Source organism: Actinacidiphila sp. bgisy160 (genome assembly GCF_965342435.1).
Taxonomy (GTDB): Bacteria; Actinomycetota; Actinomycetes; order Streptomycetales; family Streptomycetaceae; genus Actinacidiphila.
Map to the genome: position 1 here is coordinate 161,564 of NZ_CBDRCM010000006.1, position 16,932 is coordinate 178,495.

17 protein-coding genes and 2 tRNA genes are annotated in these 16,932 nt (G+C 73.4%); 12 read left to right on the top strand and 7 right to left on the bottom strand.

Features of this window, described 5'->3' with window-relative positions:
- The first annotated feature begins 20 nt into the window (after nt 1-20).
- The 4 genes from ACRWNP_RS08440 (at nt 21) to ACRWNP_RS08455 (ending at nt 3,747) form a co-directional block, all read left to right on the top strand.
- Nucleotides 21-94 (top strand) — tRNA-Met (locus tag ACRWNP_RS08440).
- 201 nt (nt 95-295) lie between these two features.
- Complete coding sequence (locus tag ACRWNP_RS08445) at nt 296-2,158, top strand: tetratricopeptide repeat protein (RefSeq protein ID WP_431960397.1); 1,863 nt, start codon at nt 296-298, stop codon at nt 2,156-2,158.
- Between the two features lie 51 nt (nt 2,159-2,209).
- Nucleotides 2,210-2,283: transfer RNA gene (locus ACRWNP_RS08450), tRNA-Met, on the top strand.
- A 204-nt stretch (nt 2,284-2,487) separates the two neighbouring features.
- On the top strand, nt 2,488-3,747 hold the full coding sequence (locus ACRWNP_RS08455; RefSeq protein ID WP_431960398.1) for a HEAT repeat domain-containing protein: 1,260 nt from the start codon (nt 2,488-2,490) through the stop codon (nt 3,745-3,747).
- Here ACRWNP_RS08455 and ACRWNP_RS08460 read toward each other — a convergent pair.
- Nucleotides 3,717-4,127, bottom strand: a complete 411-nt coding sequence (locus tag ACRWNP_RS08460) for a Fur family transcriptional regulator (RefSeq protein WP_431960399.1) — start codon at nt 4,125-4,127, stop codon at nt 3,717-3,719. The two genes, ACRWNP_RS08455 and ACRWNP_RS08460, sit on opposite strands and share 31 nt — an antisense overlap.
- A gap of 157 nt (nt 4,128-4,284) precedes the next feature.
- Between ACRWNP_RS08460 and ACRWNP_RS08465 the strand changes: the two genes are divergently transcribed.
- The gene (locus tag ACRWNP_RS08465; protein WP_431960400.1) at nt 4,285-5,745 is read left to right on the top strand and encodes a catalase; all 1,461 of its coding nucleotides are present in this window, start codon (nt 4,285-4,287) and stop codon (nt 5,743-5,745) included.
- An 81-nt stretch (nt 5,746-5,826) separates the two neighbouring features.
- Here the strand turns inward: ACRWNP_RS08465 and ACRWNP_RS08470 are convergent, their stop codons facing one another.
- Entirely contained in the window at nt 5,827-6,216 is a 390-nt protein-coding gene (locus ACRWNP_RS08470; RefSeq protein ID WP_431960401.1) for a CBS domain-containing protein, read from the bottom strand.
- 142 nt (nt 6,217-6,358) lie between these two features.
- Nucleotides 6,359-7,156, bottom strand: a complete 798-nt coding sequence (hisN, locus tag ACRWNP_RS08475; RefSeq protein WP_431960402.1) for a histidinol-phosphatase — start codon at nt 7,154-7,156, stop codon at nt 6,359-6,361.
- Nucleotides 7,157-7,306: 150 nt separating this feature from the next.
- Between hisN and ACRWNP_RS08480 the strand changes: the two genes are divergently transcribed.
- Entirely contained in the window at nt 7,307-7,933 is a 627-nt protein-coding gene (locus ACRWNP_RS08480; protein WP_431960404.1) for a TetR/AcrR family transcriptional regulator, read from the top strand.
- A 40-nt stretch (nt 7,934-7,973) separates the two neighbouring features.
- Here the strand turns inward: ACRWNP_RS08480 and ACRWNP_RS08485 are convergent, their stop codons facing one another.
- From ACRWNP_RS08485 to ACRWNP_RS08500, 4 genes are all read right to left on the bottom strand, one after another.
- Nucleotides 7,974-8,297, bottom strand: a complete 324-nt coding sequence (locus tag ACRWNP_RS08485) for a DMT family transporter (RefSeq protein WP_431960405.1) — start codon at nt 8,295-8,297, stop codon at nt 7,974-7,976.
- Nucleotides 8,298-8,362: 65 nt separating this feature from the next.
- On the bottom strand, nt 8,363-9,364 hold the full coding sequence (gene rsgA, locus ACRWNP_RS08490; RefSeq protein WP_431960406.1) for a ribosome small subunit-dependent GTPase A: 1,002 nt from the start codon (nt 9,362-9,364) through the stop codon (nt 8,363-8,365).
- 3 nt (nt 9,365-9,367) lie between these two features.
- A complete protein-coding gene (gene aroA / locus ACRWNP_RS08495) occupies nt 9,368-10,705 on the bottom strand; it encodes a 3-phosphoshikimate 1-carboxyvinyltransferase (RefSeq protein WP_431960408.1) in 1,338 nt (445 codons plus the stop codon).
- Nucleotides 10,706-10,791: 86 nt separating this feature from the next.
- A complete protein-coding gene (locus ACRWNP_RS08500) occupies nt 10,792-11,487 on the bottom strand; it encodes a M50 family metallopeptidase (RefSeq protein WP_431960409.1) in 696 nt (231 codons plus the stop codon).
- A gap of 54 nt (nt 11,488-11,541) precedes the next feature.
- Between ACRWNP_RS08500 and ACRWNP_RS08505 the strand changes: the two genes are divergently transcribed.
- The 6 genes from ACRWNP_RS08505 (at nt 11,542) to ACRWNP_RS08530 (ending at nt 16,864) form a co-directional block, all read left to right on the top strand.
- Nucleotides 11,542-12,357, top strand: coding sequence for an SOS response-associated peptidase (locus ACRWNP_RS08505; protein ID WP_431960410.1), 816 nt, complete (start codon nt 11,542-11,544; stop codon nt 12,355-12,357).
- A 38-nt stretch (nt 12,358-12,395) separates the two neighbouring features.
- Nucleotides 12,396-13,028: an alpha/beta hydrolase family protein gene (locus ACRWNP_RS08510; RefSeq protein ID WP_431960447.1), complete on the top strand. Its 633-nt coding sequence runs from the start codon at nt 12,396-12,398 to the stop codon at nt 13,026-13,028.
- A 232-nt stretch (nt 13,029-13,260) separates the two neighbouring features.
- Nucleotides 13,261-13,920 (top strand): sigma-70 family RNA polymerase sigma factor, encoded by a 660-nt coding sequence (locus ACRWNP_RS08515; RefSeq protein WP_431960448.1) that lies wholly within the window; start codon nt 13,261-13,263, stop codon nt 13,918-13,920.
- The gene (rsrA, locus tag ACRWNP_RS08520) at nt 13,917-14,237 is read left to right on the top strand and encodes a mycothiol system anti-sigma-R factor (RefSeq protein WP_431960411.1); all 321 of its coding nucleotides are present in this window, start codon (nt 13,917-13,919) and stop codon (nt 14,235-14,237) included. The genes ACRWNP_RS08515 and rsrA overlap by 4 nt, the downstream gene beginning before the upstream one ends.
- A 120-nt stretch (nt 14,238-14,357) precedes the next feature.
- Nucleotides 14,358-15,659, top strand: coding sequence for an HD-GYP domain-containing protein (locus ACRWNP_RS08525; protein WP_431960449.1), 1,302 nt, complete (start codon nt 14,358-14,360; stop codon nt 15,657-15,659).
- A complete protein-coding gene (locus tag ACRWNP_RS08530; RefSeq protein ID WP_431960412.1) occupies nt 15,656-16,864 on the top strand; it encodes an HD-GYP domain-containing protein in 1,209 nt (402 codons plus the stop codon). The genes ACRWNP_RS08525 and ACRWNP_RS08530 overlap by 4 nt, the downstream gene beginning before the upstream one ends.
- Nucleotides 16,865-16,932 lie beyond the last annotated feature (68 nt).

Sequence of the window (16,932 nt, forward strand, 5' to 3'; positions counted from 1 at the left end):
TGATACGGTTGGTGCACCGACGCGGGGTGGAGCAGCTCGGTAGCTCGCTGGGCTCATAACCCAGAGGTCGCAGGTTCAAATCCTGTCCCCGCTACTGTTGGAAAGGGCCCGGAGTCAATAGACTCCGGGCCCTTTCACTTGTACGGGGGAACTGGTAGTGCTGAGGTTTCGGCCGGCATCATGTCGGGAAGTCGACAAAACGCTGTAGTGACCTACGAAGTGACCAACTGGGATTCGGCCGAGCTGTGCAGGTTTGCCGCATACCAGGTGTACTGCGGGTACGGGTGATGCGACGATGGACCTCATGGGGGATGGTGCAAGGCTGCTGAACACTCGTCAGATCCGGGATCCCGGGTCCACGGGTCGGACGACCGTGCCCGCGGCCGCGGCCGCGCTCGTGCCGGCCGTCGCCGACCTGCTGCCCGGCCCGCGGGTGGGCGGTCTCGACGAGGAGCGCCTCATCGAGTCCGAACTCCCGGACCAGGAGACCCTGGAGGCCCGCGAGGAGGCCGAACTCGAGGCGCGCCACCGGCGGGCCGCCGAGCACGGCGACATCGGGGCCATGAGCGTCCTGGGCACCATGCTGCTGCGCCGCGGCGACCTCGAGGGCGCCGAGCCCCATCTGCGCGGTGCCGCCGCCGGAGGGGACCGTCCCGCCGCCAACAACCTGGGCCTGCTGCTGCACCAGCGCGGTTACGCCGACGAGGCCGCCGCCTGGTGGCGCATCGCGGCGGTCGCCGGTTCAGCCGCGGCCGCCCACGCGCTCGGCCGGCACTTCCGCGAGCGCGGCGACGAGCCCGCCGCCGAGTACTGGCTGCGCCAGGCCGCCGAGTCCGGGCACACCCTGGGCGCCTACGCCCTCGCCGACCTCCTGGACCACCGGCGAGACGTCGGCGCCGAGCGCTGGTTCCACGCCGCCGCCGAGCACGGCCACCGCGAGGCCGCCTACCGGCTCGCCGGCATCTGCGCCGAGCGCGGCGAGGAGCGCGAGGCCGAGCAGTGGTACCGGCAGGCCGCCGCCCGCCGGCACCGCAGGGCAGCCCTGCGCCTCGGCACGCTCCTGGAGGAGCGCGGCGAGTTCGAGGAGGCGAAGCGCTGGTATCTGACCGCCGCCCGCGACGGGGAGCCGCGCGCCGCCTGCGCGCTCGGCTTCCTGCTGCGCGACGCCGGTGACGTCGACGGCGCGGCCACCTGGTGGCGGCGCGCCGCCAACGCCGGCGACGGCAACGCCGCCAACGCACTGGGCGCGCTGCACGCGCAGGAGGGCGAGACCCAGACCGCCGAGCGGTGGTACCGGGCCGCGCTGGAGGCGGGGGACATCAACGGCGCCTTCAACCTCGGTCTGCTGTGCGCCGGCCAGGGCCGCACGGCCCAGGCCGAGCAGTGGTACCGCAAGGCCGCCTACACCGGCCACCGCGAGGCCGCCAACGCGCTCGCCGTGCTCCTGCTGCAGCGCGGCGACGCGGCGGGCGCCGAGCCGTGGTTCTCCAAGGCCGCGGAGGCGGGCAGCGTGGACGCAGCCTTCAACCTCGGCATCCTGTACGCCGGGCGGAGCGATGACGCCACCGCGCGGCGCTGGTACGAGCGGGCAGCGGGCAGCGGGCACGGCGAGGCGGCGCTCCAGGTGGCCATCGCCCTGCAGAAGGAGGGCGACACACACGGCGCCGAGCGCCACCTGCGCTGCGCCGCGGGCGGCGGCAGCCCGGAGGGTGCCTTCCGGCTCGGCGCGCTGCTGGACGCCCAGGGCACGCAGGAGGCCGCCGCCGAGGCCGAGGAGTGGTACGCCCGCGCCGCCGGCCAGGGGCACCGCCGTGCCCAGGTACGCCTGGGCATGTGCGCCGCCAAGCGCGGAGACGTCGTCGAGGCGGCCCGCTGGTACCGGGAGGCCGCCGAGGGCGGCAGCCGCAACGGGGCCTTCAACCTCGGGCTGCTCCTCGCCCGTGAGGGCGCGGAGCCGGAGGCGGCCCTGTGGTGGACCCGTGCCGCCGACGCGGGGCATGGACGCGCCGCGCTGCGGCTGGCGCTGCTGGCCGCACGGCACGGACAGCTCGCGGACGCCCAGGCGTGGTGCGCCCGCGCGGTGGAGTGCGGCCCCGCCGAGGTGGCCGAGCGGGCGGCCCGGCTGACCGACGCCCTGGAGCACGAGCTCTCCGCCTGAGAAGCGATTTGCGCTGCTCAGGGCCGGGAGGTTAATCTAGGGACACAACGACGCGGGGTGGAGCAGCTCGGTAGCTCGCTGGGCTCATAACCCAGAGGTCGCAGGTTCAAATCCTGTCCCCGCTACTGAAGAGAAGGCCCGGAAGCCATGGCTTCCGGGCCTTCTCGTATGCGTTGGGTACAGGCCGGGCATGGATCGGGCAAAAGGGAGAGGGCGATCCTGGGCCGGCCGGCGCCGGTGCGCGATCCTGAGGACAGACGCTCAGGCGGCGCGAGGAGGCGGGGTTGCTGCGCAGGCGGCGTAAGCGGCGGCCGACGGAACTCAGGGATGTGACGCGGTGGGGTCGCCTGTGCGCGGCCGCGGACGCCGACGGGCTGCTCCGTGAGCTGTGGGACGCCGCCGGCGACGAGGACGCCGCCTACGACCGTGCGGCGGCGCTGAAGGCACTGGCCGCGGCCCCGCCCCGGCTGTGGCTGCTGCTGGACCGGGCCGCCCGGGTGCGGGAGGGCACCGCCCTGGCGCCAGGCGCCGGTGAACCCCTGCGCCTGCTGCTGGCCGCGATGGACCGGGACGGCCGCACCCGGCAGGCCGCCGTGGAGGAGCTGGCGGTGCACGGCGGACCACTGGTGGCGTCCGCCCTCGCGCTGCGGACGGCGGACTGGGTGGACCAGGTCCGCGACCGTGCCATGGCGGCGCTGCTGCGCCGTACCGCCCCGGACGAGGCGGCCGCGGCCGTACGGCTGCTGCTGAGGCTGCGCGGACGGAGCCGGGCGGCGCACACCCCCGAGGCGTACCGCGGGGTGCTGGCGGCGCCCGAGGCCCGGCGGGCGGTGCGTGCGCTGGCGGCCGACGCGGACCCGCTGACCCGGCGGTTCGGGGTGGAGCTGGCCCTGGAACTGGGCGAGTTCGTACGCGGGGACCTGGTGCGCACGGCCCTGCGCGACCCGGATCAGGTGTGCCGCAGGCTGTGCGCCGAGCGGCTGCTGCAGATGGACCCGGACCAGGCGGGGCGGCTGCTGTGGGCGCGTTCGGCGGCCGTGCGGGAGCTGGCGGTCGCGGCGCTGCCGGACGACGTGCCCGCGGCCCGGCTGACCGCGCCGCTGGCCGACCCGTCGCGGATCGTCCGCGCCCAGGCCCGCTGGCGGCTGTACAGCAGAGGCGAACCCCCGGCGCTGGCCTACCGCAGGCAACTGCTGCGCTGCGGCCCGCAGAGCCCGCCGCGGCTGGTGGCCGGGCTGGTGACGGGGCTGGGGGAGTGCGGGGACGCCTCGGACGCGTCGCTGCTGCTGCGGCTGGCGCGTGAGGCGCGCACTCCGTGGCCGCCGGCCGTGCGCCGGGCCGCGGTGCGCGCTGCGGGCCGGCTCGTCCCGCGCGAGGCCTTGCTGCGCCGGTTGGCACCGCTGGCGGTGGACCCGGACCCCGGCGTGGCCAGGGAGGCATTCGAGGCGCTCTCCAAGGTCGCCGGCCAGGTGCCGGTGGAGACGGTGTGGGTGGGCCGCACCCGGCCGGAGCCGGGGGTGCGGAAGGCCGCGGAACGCGTGCGGCGGGCGGCGCAGCGTCAGGCGCAGGCGGGGCACAGGCCCCGGTAGGTGACCTCCACCCCGGAGACCGCGAACCCGAAGCGCTCCGTGCCGGGCAGGTCCGCCAGCGGGTCGCCGTGCGGGTGGACGTCCCGGACGGTGCCGCAGCCGGAGCACACCAGGTGCTGGTGCGGGCGGTGGGCGTTCGGGTCGTAACGCTTGGCGCGGCCGTCGGTGGCGACCTCTATGACCTCGCCGAGCGACACCAGTTCGCCCAGGGTGTTGTAGACGGTCGCGCGAGAGATCTCGGGCAGTCGCGCCGCCGCCCGGGCGTGCACCTCGTCGGCGGTCAGGTGGACGTGGTCGCCGTCCAGGACCTCGGCCACGACGCGCCGCTGCGCGGTCATCCGCCATCCGCGGCCGCGCAGTCGTTCCAGCAGGTCACTCATTCCATTTCACCTATCAGTGGGATGCGAACAGCTTAACAGTGACAGTCCGTGTTCCGACCAGGTACTACTTTGGTGCTCTTCTTGACTTGGACTGTGTCCATTGTAGGATCGCTTCCGGCGCAAGCCACGGCACAGCACCAACCCCAGGGAGAGGCACGTGACGGTTCAGGAGACCGGCCCGCTGACGACGGAGGCGGGCGCCCCGGTCGCGGACAACCAGAACAGCGAGACCGCGGGCCTCGGAGGACCGGTCCTGATCCAGGACCAGCAACTGCTGGAGAAACTCGCCCGCTTCAACCGCGAGCGCATACCGGAGCGCGTGGTGCACGCCCGCGGCGCCGGCGCCTACGGCACCTTCACCGTGACCGCGGACGTGACGCGGTACACGCGGGCGAAGTTCCTCTCCGAGGTCGGCAAGCGGACGGAGACCTTCCTGCGGTTCTCCACCGTGGCCGGCAGCCTCGGCGCGGCGGACGCGGTGCGTGACCCCAGGGGCTTCGCGCTGAAGTTCTACACCGAGGAGGGCAACTACGACCTCGTCGGCAACAACACCCCGGTGTTCTTCATCAGGGACGCCATCAAGTTCCCCGACTTCATCCACACCCAGAAGCGCGACCCGTACACCGGCTCCCAGGAGGCGGACAACGTCTGGGACTTCTGGAGCCTGTCCCCGGAGTCGACGCACCAGGTGACGTGGCTGTTCGGCGACCGCGGAATCCCCGCCGGCTACCGCCACATGAACGGCTACGGCTCGCACACCTACCAGTGGACCAACGAGGCCGGCGAGGTCTTCTGGGTCAAGTACCACTTCAAGACCGACCAGGGGATCAGGAACCTCACCCAGGAGGAGGCCGGCCGCCTCGCCGGTGAGGACCCCGACTCCCACCAGCGTGACCTGCGCGAGGCCATCGAGCGCGGCGAGTTCCCCAGCTGGACCGTGCAGGTGCAGATCATGCCCGCGGCCGAGGCGGCGACCTACCGCTTCAACCCGTTCGACCTCACCAAGGTGTGGCCGCACGAGGACTACCCGCCGATCGAGATCGGCAGGCTGGAGCTCAACCGCAACCCGCAGAACATCTTCGCCGAGGTCGAGCAGTCGATCTTCTCCCCGGCGCACTTCGTGCCCGGCATCGGCCCGTCCCCGGACAAGATGCTGCAGGGCCGGCTCTTCGCCTACGGCGACGCCCACCGCTACCGCGTCGGCATCAACGCCGACCATCTGCCGGTGAACCGCCCGCACGCGACCGAGGCGCGCACCCACGGTCGCGACGGCGCCCTGTACGACGGCCGACACGGCGGGGCCAGGAACTACGAGCCGAACAGCTTCGGCGGCCCGGCCCAGACCGACCGCCCGCTCTGGTCGGCCACCGCCGTCGCCGGGTACACCGGCAACCACGAGGCGCCCTCGCACGCCGAGGACGACGACTTCGTGCAGGCGGGCAACCTCTACCGGCTGATGTCGCAGGAGGAGAGGGAGCGCCTGGTCGCCAACCTCTCCGGTGCCATCGCCAAGGTGTCGCGCGACGACATCGCCGAGCGTGCGATCGGCAACTTCCGCCGTGCCGACGAGGACTTCGGCAAGCGGCTGGAGGCCGCCGTCCAGGCCCTGCGCGGCTGACCGGCGTCCGTCCCTCCCGCAGTCCCGGAGGGGGCCGGGTGCGTCCAGGCACCCGGCCCCCTCCGATCCATGTGCAGGCCGTCAGCCGGCCAGGGCGTGCGCCGGCTGCCAGCAGCGCACGATGTCGCGTACGGAGACCATGCCGACCGGGTTGCGGTCGTCCAGCACCACCAGGTGCCGGAAGCCGCCGCGCACCATCGCGGCGGCCGCCTCTTCGAGGGTCCACTGGGGCGCGGCGAAGACCACGTCCGTGGTGGTGTGGGCGGCGGCGAGTTCGTGGTCCGGGTCGAGCCCCGCACCGATGGCGTTGAGGATGTCGCGCTCGGTCAGGATGCCGAGACCGCAGGTGTCGGGATCGAGTACCACCGCCGCGCCCACCCGTCGGGCGGACATCAGCCGGGCGGCCTGGCGGAGGGTGTGAGCGGGACCGACCGTGAGAACGACCGTGCTCATGGCGTCGCGTACGAGCATGGGATACCCCTCGGGCTGCGTCGTGGCCGTCTTGAGAACCGTTTCACAAATGCACAAGCTCACGCATTCTCATGTTCACATGCGCTGCGGTCCGCAGCAAGGGGCGTGCGGAGGGTGATCGGTAGTGTGAGGGGTCGGTCGGTTACGGGCGGTTCAGGAAGGCGAGCATGTCCTCGTGCAGCAGCCCGTTGGAGGCCGCCGCGTTCCCGCCGTACGGTCCCTCGGTCCCGTCCAGGCTGGTGAAGCGCCCACCGGCCTCGCGCACGATCACCTCGTTCGCCGCCATGTCCCACAGGCTCAGTTCGGGCTCGGCGCAGATGTCCACCGCGCCCTCGGCGACCATCATGTACGGCCAGAAGTCGCCGTACGCGCGCGTCCGCCAGCAGGAGCGGGTCAGGTCGAGGAAGCCGTCCAGCCGGCCCTGCTCCTCCCAGCCGCTCAGCGAGGAGTAGGCGAAGGAGGCGTCCTCCAGCCGGCTCACCTGGGACACCCGCAGCCGCGTGGCCGAGGCCAGGCTGCGACCGGTGTACGCCCCGCCGTCCTTCACCGCCCACCAGCGGCGCCCCAGGGCGGGCGCGGACACCACGCCTACCACGCCCTGGTCGCCCCGCTCCCCGCGCACCATCAGCGCGATCAGGGTGGCCCACACGGGAACCCCGCGGACGTAGTTCTTGGTGCCGTCGATCGGGTCGATGATCCAGCGCCGTGGGCCGCTGCCCTCCGTGCCGTACTCCTCGCCGAGCACGGCGTCGCGCGGTCTGGCCCGGCCCAGCTGACTGCGGATCAGCTCCTCGGCGCGCTTGTCGGCCTCGCTGACCGGCGTCATGTCGGGCTTGGTCTCGACCTTGAGGTCCAGGGACTTGAAGCGCTCCATGGTGGCGGCGTCGGCGGCGTCGGCAAGGATGTGCGCGAGGCGCAGATCATCGTTGAAGTCCGGCATGAGGCGAACAGTATCGATCGTGGGAGGTCGAGGTCACGCAGGGTGCGCGGGGAGGGTTGACACGGACCGACGGCGCGTCAATTCTGGCCCCACAGCCCTCTGAGACCGCTCGTTAGGGTCGAGGCCGCTTGAGACCGCTTGGAGGCGATCGTGCCGACAGCGCGTGAATCACTCCTGGACGCGGCGTTGTCCGCACTGGGCGACCGTTCCTGGGCGACGATCAGGATGGTCGACGTCGCGGCCACCGCCGGGGTGTCGCGGCAGACCCTCTACAACGAGTTCGGCACCAAGGAGGGGCTCGCGCGGGCCCTGGCGCGGCGGGAGACGGAGGGCTTCCTGGCGGGTGTGGAGCGCGCCCTGGACACCGCCGGACGGCAGGGCGCCGACGTCGGCGACTGCTTCGCCGCCGCGACCGCCTGGACCCTGCACAGCGCCCGCCGCAGCCGGCTGGTGCGCGCGGTGCTCACCGGCTGCCGCGGGGACCGGGTCCCCGCGGCAGCCGTCGTGCCGGTGCCGCTGCCCCGGCTGCCGGGCCGGCGGCTGCGCAAGGACGACGCCCCGCTGGCCCCGGCCGAACTCCTCGACGACTTCCGGGCACGCGCCGTGACCGTGCTGGGGCGGCGCTTCCCCACGCTCGACCGGGCCGAGGCCGACTGGGCCTGCGAGACCGCGGTGCGCGTCACCGTCTCCTACGTCGTCGCGCCCGCGGTCTCCGACGAGGAAGCGTGCCGGCGGGTCGCCCGGCTGGTCCGGGGGCTGCTCCAGCGCGGCTGGTGACGGGATCGGCCCCGTCCCCGGTGCGGCCGTGTCCGGGGGGTCAGTGGGCGGAGCCGGAGAGCTGGAGCCCGATGACGCCCAGGACGACCAGGCTGATGGAGATCAGCTTGAGGGTCGAGACGACGTCGCCGAGGAAGGCCATGCCGTAGATCGCCGTCCCGGAGGCCCCGATGCCCGTCCACACCGCGTACGCGGCCCCGACGTCCAGCTTCTTCAGTGCCAGCGTGAGCAGGCCGAAGCTGCCGAGGGCGAAGGAGCAGAACGCGATGGTCGGCCACAGGCGGGTGAACCCGTGGGAGAGCTTGAGGCAGACCGCGAAGCCGGTTTCGAGGAGTCCAGCGACCACCACGAGGAGCCAGGCCATCGAGCGCCCTCCCGTTTCCGTCCGTCGATGAGCGATCATCACACAGCATGCCCGGAAATGGCGCCTCAGTCCCCTTCCTTGCGCTCACGCGTCGCGAGCAACCGTCGCAGCGAGAACAACCGGGCGGGTTCCGCGTGCCCGTCGGCGACCCAGGCGTCCAGCGCGCAGTCGGGTTCGTCGTGGCTGCAGGCGCGCGGGCAGTCCGCCGTGCCCGGCTCCAGGTCGGGGAAGGCGTGGATGACGCGCGACGGGTCGATGTGGGCCAGGCCGAAGGAGCGCACGCCCGGGGTGTCGATGACCCAGCCCTGCTCGGAGCGCAGCGGCAGCGCGAGCGCGGAGGTCGTGGTGTGCCGCCCGCGGCCGGTGACCGCGTTGACGTGGCCGGTCGCGCGCTGACGCTCCACCAGCGCGTTGACCAGGGTGGTCTTCCCGACGCCGCTGTGGCCGACGAAGGCGGTGATCCGGCCCTCGAGCTGCTCGCGCACGGCCTCCGTCGCCGCGGCGTCGAAGTTCTCGTGGCTGGTCACCACATAGGGGACGCCCAGCGGCGCGTACGTCTCCAGCAGCGGCCCGGCGGGCGCGAGGTCGGACTTGGTGAGCACCAGCAGCGGTTCGAGGCCGGCGTCGTAGGCGGCCACCAGGCAGCGGTCGATGAGCCGCGGCCGCGGCTCGGGGTCGGCGAGGGCGGTCACGATGGCGAGCCGGTCCGCGTTGGCGACGACCACGCGCTCGTACGGATCGGTGTCGTCCGCGGTGCGGCGCAGCACCGAGCTGCGCTCCTCGACCCGCACGATCCGCGCCAGGGTGTCCTTCTCCCCTGACAGGTCGCCGACGATGCCCACCCGGTCGCCGACCACGATGCCCTTGCGGCCCAGCTCACGGGCCTTCATCGCGGTGATCGTGCGGTCCTCGACGAGGCAGGTGACACGGCCCCGGTCGACGGTGAGGACGAAGCCCTCCTCGGCGTCCTCGTGCTTGGGACGGATGCTGGTGCGGGGACGGTTCCCCTTGCGGTTCGGGCGGACCCGGACGTCGTCCTCGTCGGTGTGCTTGCCGTAGCGCCGCATGGTTCAGGCCCGCACCGGGGCCGCCGGTGCCGTGCCCAGCATGGCCGTCCACATCTCGGGGAAGTCGGGGAGGGTCTTGCCGGTGGTCGCGACGTTCTCGACCCGGACGCCGTCGACGGCCAGGCCCAGGACGGCGCCCGCGGTGGCCAGCCGGTGGTCCTCGTAGGTGTGGAAGACGCCGCCGCGCAGCGGCCGCGGCCGGATGCGCAGCCCGTCCTCGGTCTCGGTGACGTCGCCGCCGAGCTCGTTGATCTCCTTGCTCAGCGCGGCCAGCCGGTCGGTCTCGTGCAGCCGCAGGTGGCCCACGCCGCGCAACACGGACTCGGAGTCGGCGAGCGCGGCGACCGCCGCGATGCCGGGGGTGAGCTCGCCCACCTCCGACAGGTCGGCGTCGATGCCGTGGATCCGGCCGGAACCGGTGAAGACCAGGCCCGCGTCCGTCAGCTCACATGAACCGCCCATCCGGGTGAACAGCTCACGCAGTGCGTCACCGGGCTGGGTGGTGCGCCGCGGCCAGTCGGGGATGACCACACGGCCGCCGGTCACGAGCGCGGCGGCGAGGAACGGCTGGGCGTTGGAGAGGTCCGGCTCGACGGTGAGGTCCACGCCGAGCAGCGCGCCGGCGTCGACCCGCCACACGTTCGGCTCGCCGCCGTTCTCCGGGGTGTCGACCTTGGCGCCGGCGTGCCGCAGCATCTCCACCGTCATCTTGATGTGCGGCAGCGACGGCAGCGCCGGGCCGGTGTGCCGCACCTCGACGCCCTGGTTGAAGCGGGGGCCGGACAGCAGCAGGGCGCTGACGAACTGGGAGGACGAGGACGCGTCGACCGACACCGGGCCCCCGTCCAGCGCCCCGCCGCCGTGCACGGTCAGCGGCAGCGCGCCGCGGCCCTCGTCGTCGATGCGGGCGCCCAGCGTGCGCAGCGCGTCGATGACCCCGTTCAGCGGGCGCTCGTGGCTGCGCGGGTCACCGTCGAAGTGCACGGGGCCGTCGGCGAGCGCGGCGACCGGCGGCAGGAAGCGCATCACCGTGCCGGCGTTGCCGACGTCGACGGAGGCGGGACCGTGCAGCCCGGCCGGGATGACCCGCCAGGCCTCGCCGCCGTAGGGATTGACCACCTCGTCGATCTGGACGCCCATGGCGCGCAGCGCGTCGGCCATCAGCACGGTGTCGCGGCTGCGCAGCGGGCGGCGCAGCCAGCCCGGCTCGGAGGCGAGGGCCGCGAGCACCAGGGCACGGTTGGTGACCGACTTGGATCCGGGCACGGTGACCGTCGCGTGGACGGGGGCGGACGCGAGCGGCGCGGGCCACAGGGCGGTGTGCTCGGGGTTACCGGTCATGGCCCCAAGCGTAGTGGCTCACGCAGAAGGCGAATCGCTCACAAAGCGGACGAAACCTGAAGGAAACAGATACCCGCTCGCAAGGTCTACAGACCTACCAGCCAGCGGCCGCCGCCGAACAGCGACAGCAGCGCCACCGCGTAGAACAACAGCATCCACAGGGCCGCCGGGGTGTGCGTCAGCCGGGCCAGCTGGTCCGCGTCCGAGCCGGGCGCCGCACCGCCGTGCCGCTTGCGCTGGAGCTCCAGGACCGGCCGCACGCCCCCGAACAGCAGGAACCACACCACCAGGTAAGCGAAGGCCGCCTGGACCCCGGGCCCGGTCAGCCAGGACACCAGCAGGAACAGGCCGCCGGTCAGGAACACCGTCAGCACCCCGTACGCGTTCCTGATCATCACCAGCATCACCAGCAGCAGGGCCGTCGCCCCCCACAGCAGCGCCGTGATGTGCCCGGCCGCCAGCAGCAGGGCCCCGGCCAGGCCCAGCAGGGACGGCGCGGTGTAGCCGGCCGCCGCGGTGAGGATCATGCCGAGGCCGTACGGTTTGCCCCGGGAGACGGTCAGGCCCGAGGTGTCCGAGTGCAGCCGGATGCCCTGCAGCCGGCGTCCGGACAGCAGGGCGACCAGGCCGTGGCCCCCTTCGTGGGCGATCGTGATCGCGTTGCGGGACAGCCGCCATATGGCGTGCGGCAGCACCGCGGCCACCGCGACGGCCGCCGTCGCGCCGACCAGCCAGGGGGAGGGCGCGGGCTGGGTGCCGAAGATGGAGTCGATGAGCTGCACGATCCCGCACCATACGACGGCCGGCTGTGTCCGCGCCGTGGCAATCTGGCACTCATGTGCGGTCGATATGCAGCGAGCCGGAGCCCCGAGGATCTCGTCGGGCTGTTCGACGTGCGGAAATGGGATCCCACCGAGGCGCTGGACCCCAACTGGAACGTCGCGCCCACCGACAGCACCTACGCGGTGCTGGAGCGGCCCGACAAGGAGACGGGCGAGATCGTCCGGCAGCTGCGCACCCTGCGCTGGGGGCTGGTGCCGAGCTGGGCCAAGTCACCCGAGGCCGGCGTCAAGATGATCAACGCGCGGGCCGAGACCGTGCACGAGAAGTCCTCCTACCGCCGCCCCTTCGCCTCGCGCCGCTGCCTGCTGCCGGCCGACGGCTACTTCGAGTGGGTCACCGGCAAGGACGAGCGGCAGCTGGAGGAGCAGGGGAAGAGGAAGCGGCCCCGCAAGCAGCCGTACTTCGTCACCCCCGTCGACGGCTCGGTCTTCGCGATGGCCGGGCTCTACGAGTTCTGGCGCGACCGCACCCTGCCCGACGAGCACCCGCGCGCCTGGTGGGTCACGTGCACCGTCATCACCACCGAGGCCGAGACCGAGCCCTTCGCCGACGCCGGAGAGCGTCCTGACGGCCCGCACTCCCTGGCCGGGATCCACCCGCGCATGCCACTGTGGATCACCCCGGAGCACTGGGACGACTGGCTCGACCCCGCGCGCACCGACGTCGAGGACCTGCGCGGGCTGCTCGTGCCGCCGCGGCCCGGCCTGCTGCGCGCGTATCCCGTGCGCACCGAGGTGAGCAACGTCCGCAACAACGGGCCGGAGCTGGTCGAGCCGATCGAGGCGCCCGAGGAGGCGACCTTGTTCTGACCGCCCGCGGTGCCAGACTGGCCGCTGTGAGCGAGATCATGGAGACCGTGCCGACGCCCGTGGGGGACGCCCGCGTCACCTGGCACCGGGCCGGCCGCCCGCGCGCCGTCGTGGCGCTGGGCCACGGTGCGGGAGGCGGCGTCGAGGCACGTGACCTGCGGGCCCTGGCCGCGGCCCTGCCGCCGCGCGGCTGGACGGTCGCGCTGGTGGAGCAGCCCTGGCGGGTGGCCGGCAAGAAGCTGGCGCCGGCGCCGAAGACCCTGGACGCCGCGTGGACGGCGCTGTGGCCCGCGCTGGCCCGGCCCGGTCTGCCGCTCGTCGCGGGCGGACGCAGCGCGGGAGCCCGGGTGGCCTGCCGTACCGCGAAGCAGCTGGACGCGGTCGCGGTACTGGCGCTGTCCTTCCCGCTGCATCCGCCGGGCAAGCCGGAGAAGTCCCGGGCCGGCGAGCTGACCGGTGCCGGGGTGCCGGTCCTGGCCGTGCAGGGCGGGCGCGATCCCTTCGGCCGCCCCGAGGAGTTTCCCGAGGGCTGCGAGCCGCGCGAGGTGCCGTACGCGGACCACGGATTCGCCGTGCCGAAGTCCGCGGACCTCACCCAGGAGGAAGCACTGAGCGTCATCACGGACGCCGTGCTGGGCTGGCTGGAGGAACTGCCCCCGCTTCGGGAATGAGCGGTGCGTGGCCCGTGTTGTCGCAGGCGTCCGCACGAAAAAACGTACGCACAGTGAGGAAGGCAGCCGGATGGTGAGAGCCGAGTGCCGCGCGCGAGCCGAGGCGCCTTACCTGTCGTGGCCGGAGTGGCCGGCGATGGGCGGGGCGAACAGGAACAGCGCGCCGATCGCGCCCGGGATATCCTCCGATGGCGTGGGGTCCGCTTATGGCCCCGTGACCGTCGTGGAGGAGGTGGGTCCGGTCAGCGGCAACGACGACAGCCCGTCCGAGGTGCCTGAGGTGCAGGGGACTCCGGAGTCCGACGTCGAGCGCAGCGCGCGCTTCGAACGGGACGCCCTGGAGTACCTGGACCAGATGTACTCGGCGGCGCTGCGCATGACCCGCAACCCGGCCGATGCCGAGGACCTGGTGCAGGAGACGTACGCCAAGGCGTACGCGTCCTTCCACCAGTTCCGTGAGGGAACCAATCTGAAGGCGTGGCTGTACCGCATCCTCACCAACAGCTTCATCAACTCCTACCGCAAGAAGCAGCGCGAGCCCCAGCGCAGCGGTACGGAGGAGATCGAGGACTGGCAGCTGGCACGCGCCGAGTCGCACATGTCCACGGGTCTGCGCTCCGCGGAGTCCCAGGCGCTGGACCACCTTCCCGACTCGGACGTGAAGCAGGCGCTGCAGGCGATCCCGGAGGAATTCCGGATCGCGGTCTATCTTGCGGACGTCGAGGGCTTTGCCTACAAGGAGATCGCCGACATCATGGGAACCCCCATCGGTACGGTGATGTCCCGTCTGCACCGGGGGCGGCGGCAGCTGCGTTCGCTGCTGGAGGACTACGCGCGGGAGCGCGGGCTCGTCCCGGCGGGCGCGGGAGACGAGAAGGGCTCGGGCACATGAGCTGCGGCAACCCGCATGAGACGGACTGCTCCGAGGTACTCGAACACCTTTACGAGTACCTGGACAACGAGATGTCCGACGACGCCTGCGCCAAGTTCAAGCAGCACTTCGACGAGTGCCACCCTTGCTTGGAGAAGTACGGCCTCGAGCAGGCCGTCAAGAAGCTGGTCAAGCGCTGCTGCGGACACGACGACGTGCCCACGGACCTGCGCTCCAAGGTGCTCACGCGGATCGAGCTGATCCGCGCGGGCGAGGTGGCGCCGGTACCGGAGCCGGCCGACGGAGGCAGCGCGCCGACCGGTTCGCCGACCGGCTGACGCACGCGGCGCCGCCAGGTCACCCGGGATCACCCGAAGGCGGGAATCGCGGCCGCTCGCGCACCGCGCGACGGCCGCGCCCCTAGCCTCGGTGAGGTGCGTGCGAAGCGGGCGGTCCGGATGCTCCCCGCGGCGGCCCGGGTGTACGTCCCGGTGGTCGTCGTCTCGGCGTGCGGTGCCCTGGTCACCAGTCCCCGTGAGGGTGCTCCCTGGGCGACCGCCGCCGTGCTGGCGGCGCTCTACGCGGCCGGGGAGCGGACGGGGGCGTCGCTGCCCCCGGTGCTCTTCGCGGCCGCGCTCCTGCTTCCCCCGGGCGCGGCCGCACTCGTCGCCGTGCCCGGTGGCCTGCTCGCGCCGGTCCGGGGCGAGCCGCGCATGGTGCGCCGTGTATGGCACGCCGCGCAGCTCGCGCTGGCGACCGCCGCGGCGGCCCAGGTCCGGGCCGCCTTCGGGGAGGGGCCCTTCGCGCGGCTGCCGGGACTGCTGCTGCCCGCGCTCGCGGCCGTTCTGGCCTTCTGCCTGTTCTCGGCCGCCCTCACCGCCGGCGTGCTGATCACCGCCGAGCGCACCGCCCCGTCCGCGGCCTGGCGGGAGGCCCTGCTCGAGCCGCTCGCCCCGCACCTCACCTACGGCCTGGTGGGTCTCATGGCCGCGGTGCTCTGGCAGGGACCGTACGGGGCGGTGGCCGCGGTCCTCGCCCTGCTGCCGACGCACATCGCGCGCTGGGTCGTGGGCCAGGCGCGTCGCGAGCGGGCCGCGCACCAGGCGACGGTGCGGGCGCTGGTGCAGGCCGTGGAGATCAAGGACCGCTACACCCGGGGCCACAGCGAGCGCGTCGGCCGGGCGTCGGCGCTGATCGCCCGCGAGATCGGGTTGCCGCCCGAGCGGGTGGAGGCCCTGCGGCTGGCCGGCATCCTGCACGACATCGGCAAGCTCGGCGTGCCCACGCGGGTGCTGCGCAAGGACAGCCCGCTCACCCCCGAGGAGCGGCGGATCATCGAGCTGCACCCCGGCTACGGCCACGAGATGGTGCGCGGCATCGCCTTCCTCGACGACGCCCGCACCGCGATCCTCCACCACCACGAACGCCTGGACGGATCGGGCTACCCGTACGGCCTGGCGGGCGAGGCCATCCCGTCCTCCGCGCGGCTGGTTGCCGTGGCCGACGCCTTCGACGCGATGACCTCCACCCGCGCCTACCAGGCCACCCGCGGTGTCGACGACGCGCTGGGGGAGCTGCGCCGCTGCGCCGGCACCCACTTCGACCCGCTCATGGTGCAGGCCCTGATCCGGGCCGTCCGCCGGGAGGGCTGGAACCCGGCGGTCACCGCCGACGAGCCGGAACCCTTCGCCCCCGCGCAGACCCGGCGTCACGCGCGCCGCGAGGCCCCGCCCCGCCGTACCCCCGAGCCGCGCCCGTGAGCGCCTCCGGACGCCGCGGCGGCGACCACCGGCGCCACCGCAGACGCACGCCCTCCGTCGTGCTCGCCGTCCACGGGGTCGCGCTCGCCGTGGGTGGCGCCGCCCTGGTCTGGACGGCGGCGCACGGAGTGGCGGATCCCGCGCCGGCCGCCGCGTTCGGGGCGCTGGTCGTCGTCGGCGAGGTCTTCCGGATCCCGGAGCCCGAGGGCAGGGAGGCCGCCCCCGTCGCCTTCGCCGGGGCCCTGGCGTACGCGCTGCTCGCGGCCGAGGCGGTGGCGGTCGTGGTGGCGGTTGCCGCCGCCGCGGTGGGCGCCGGGCAGCTGAGAGGCGCATCACGGGACGCGGCGGCGCGGCGCGTGCTGACGGTGGCGTTCGCCGCGGCGACCGCGCCGCCGCTGTACGGCGGCAGCGGCGGCCATCCGGGCTACGCCGTCCTGCTGCTGGCCAGCACGATCCTGTGCGACGCCGTGCTGGCCGCCGTGCTGGGCACCGCTCGCACCGGGCATCCCTTCGCCTCCGTCGTCCGCGACGAACTGGCCGTCCTGCCGGGCGTCGGCTCGGCCGTGTGCGCCGGCGGGGTCGTGCTGGCGCAGGCCGAGCAGGCGGCCGGACTGTGGGCGCTGCCCGTGTGCGGGGTGCCGCTGCTACTGACCCAGACGGCCTTCCGGCGGCACGCCGCGATCCGGTCCACCCACCGGGAGACCATCGCCTCGCTGGCCCGGGCCACCGAGGTCGCCGGCTACACCCCGGTGGGGCACGCCCGCCGGGTCAGCGCGCTCAGCCACGCCATGGGCCGCGAACTCGGCCTGGGCGGAAGGGCGCTGGCGGCCCTGGAGCATGCCGCGCTGATGCACGACATCGGCCAGCTCTCCCTCGTCGACCCGGTGCCCGGCGGTGCCACCTCGTCCCTCGATCAGGTGGAACGCCGGCGCATCGCCCTGCTCGGCGCGGAGGTCGTACGCCGGACGGGTGCCCCGGAGGAAGTCGCGCGGATCGTGGAGGGCCAGGCCGATCCGTACCGGGAACAGCCGCTCGCGGGACGCATCGTGCGTACGGCCAACGCCTACGAGGACCTGGCCGGGGGCGGTACAGCCGTAGGCCGCGGGCTGCAGGCACTGGAGCGGTTACGCCTCGATACCGCGCACGAATACGACCCTCGCGTGGTCGAGGCCCTGACCAGGGTCGTTGCCCGGGCCGGACAGTGAACCCACCGGTAATGAGCGGGCGCGCCAAGGGGCATGGTTGGATGCCCGCAGGGGCGCAGAGCGCTCAA

What these genes read in the sequence shown, in the direction of transcription:
- ACRWNP_RS08445 (WP_431960397.1), top strand. Translation starts at nt 296, where the DNA reads ATGGACCTCATGGGGGATGGTGCAAGGCTGCTGAACACTCGTCAGATC.
- ACRWNP_RS08460 (WP_431960399.1), bottom strand. Translation starts at nt 4,127, where the DNA reads ATGAGTGACCTGCTGGAACGACTGCGCGGCCGCGGATGGCGGATGACC.
- ACRWNP_RS08470 (WP_431960401.1), bottom strand. Translation starts at nt 6,216, where the DNA reads ATGCTCGTACGCGACGCCATGAGCACGGTCGTTCTCACGGTCGGTCCC.
- hisN (WP_431960402.1), bottom strand. Translation starts at nt 7,156, where the DNA reads ATGCCGGACTTCAACGATGATCTGCGCCTCGCGCACATCCTTGCCGAC.
- ACRWNP_RS08485 (WP_431960405.1), bottom strand. Translation starts at nt 8,297, where the DNA reads ATGGCCTGGCTCCTCGTGGTGGTCGCTGGACTCCTCGAAACCGGCTTC.
- rsgA (WP_431960406.1), bottom strand. Translation starts at nt 9,364, where the DNA reads ATGCGGCGCTACGGCAAGCACACCGACGAGGACGACGTCCGGGTCCGC.
- aroA (WP_431960408.1), bottom strand. Translation starts at nt 10,705, where the DNA reads ATGACCGGTAACCCCGAGCACACCGCCCTGTGGCCCGCGCCGCTCGCG.
- ACRWNP_RS08505 (WP_431960410.1), top strand. Translation starts at nt 11,542, where the DNA reads ATGTGCGGTCGATATGCAGCGAGCCGGAGCCCCGAGGATCTCGTCGGG.
- ACRWNP_RS08510 (WP_431960447.1), top strand. Translation starts at nt 12,396, where the DNA reads ATGGAGACCGTGCCGACGCCCGTGGGGGACGCCCGCGTCACCTGGCAC.
- rsrA (WP_431960411.1), top strand. Translation starts at nt 13,917, where the DNA reads ATGAGCTGCGGCAACCCGCATGAGACGGACTGCTCCGAGGTACTCGAA.
- ACRWNP_RS08525 (WP_431960449.1), top strand. Translation starts at nt 14,358, where the DNA reads ATGCTCCCCGCGGCGGCCCGGGTGTACGTCCCGGTGGTCGTCGTCTCG.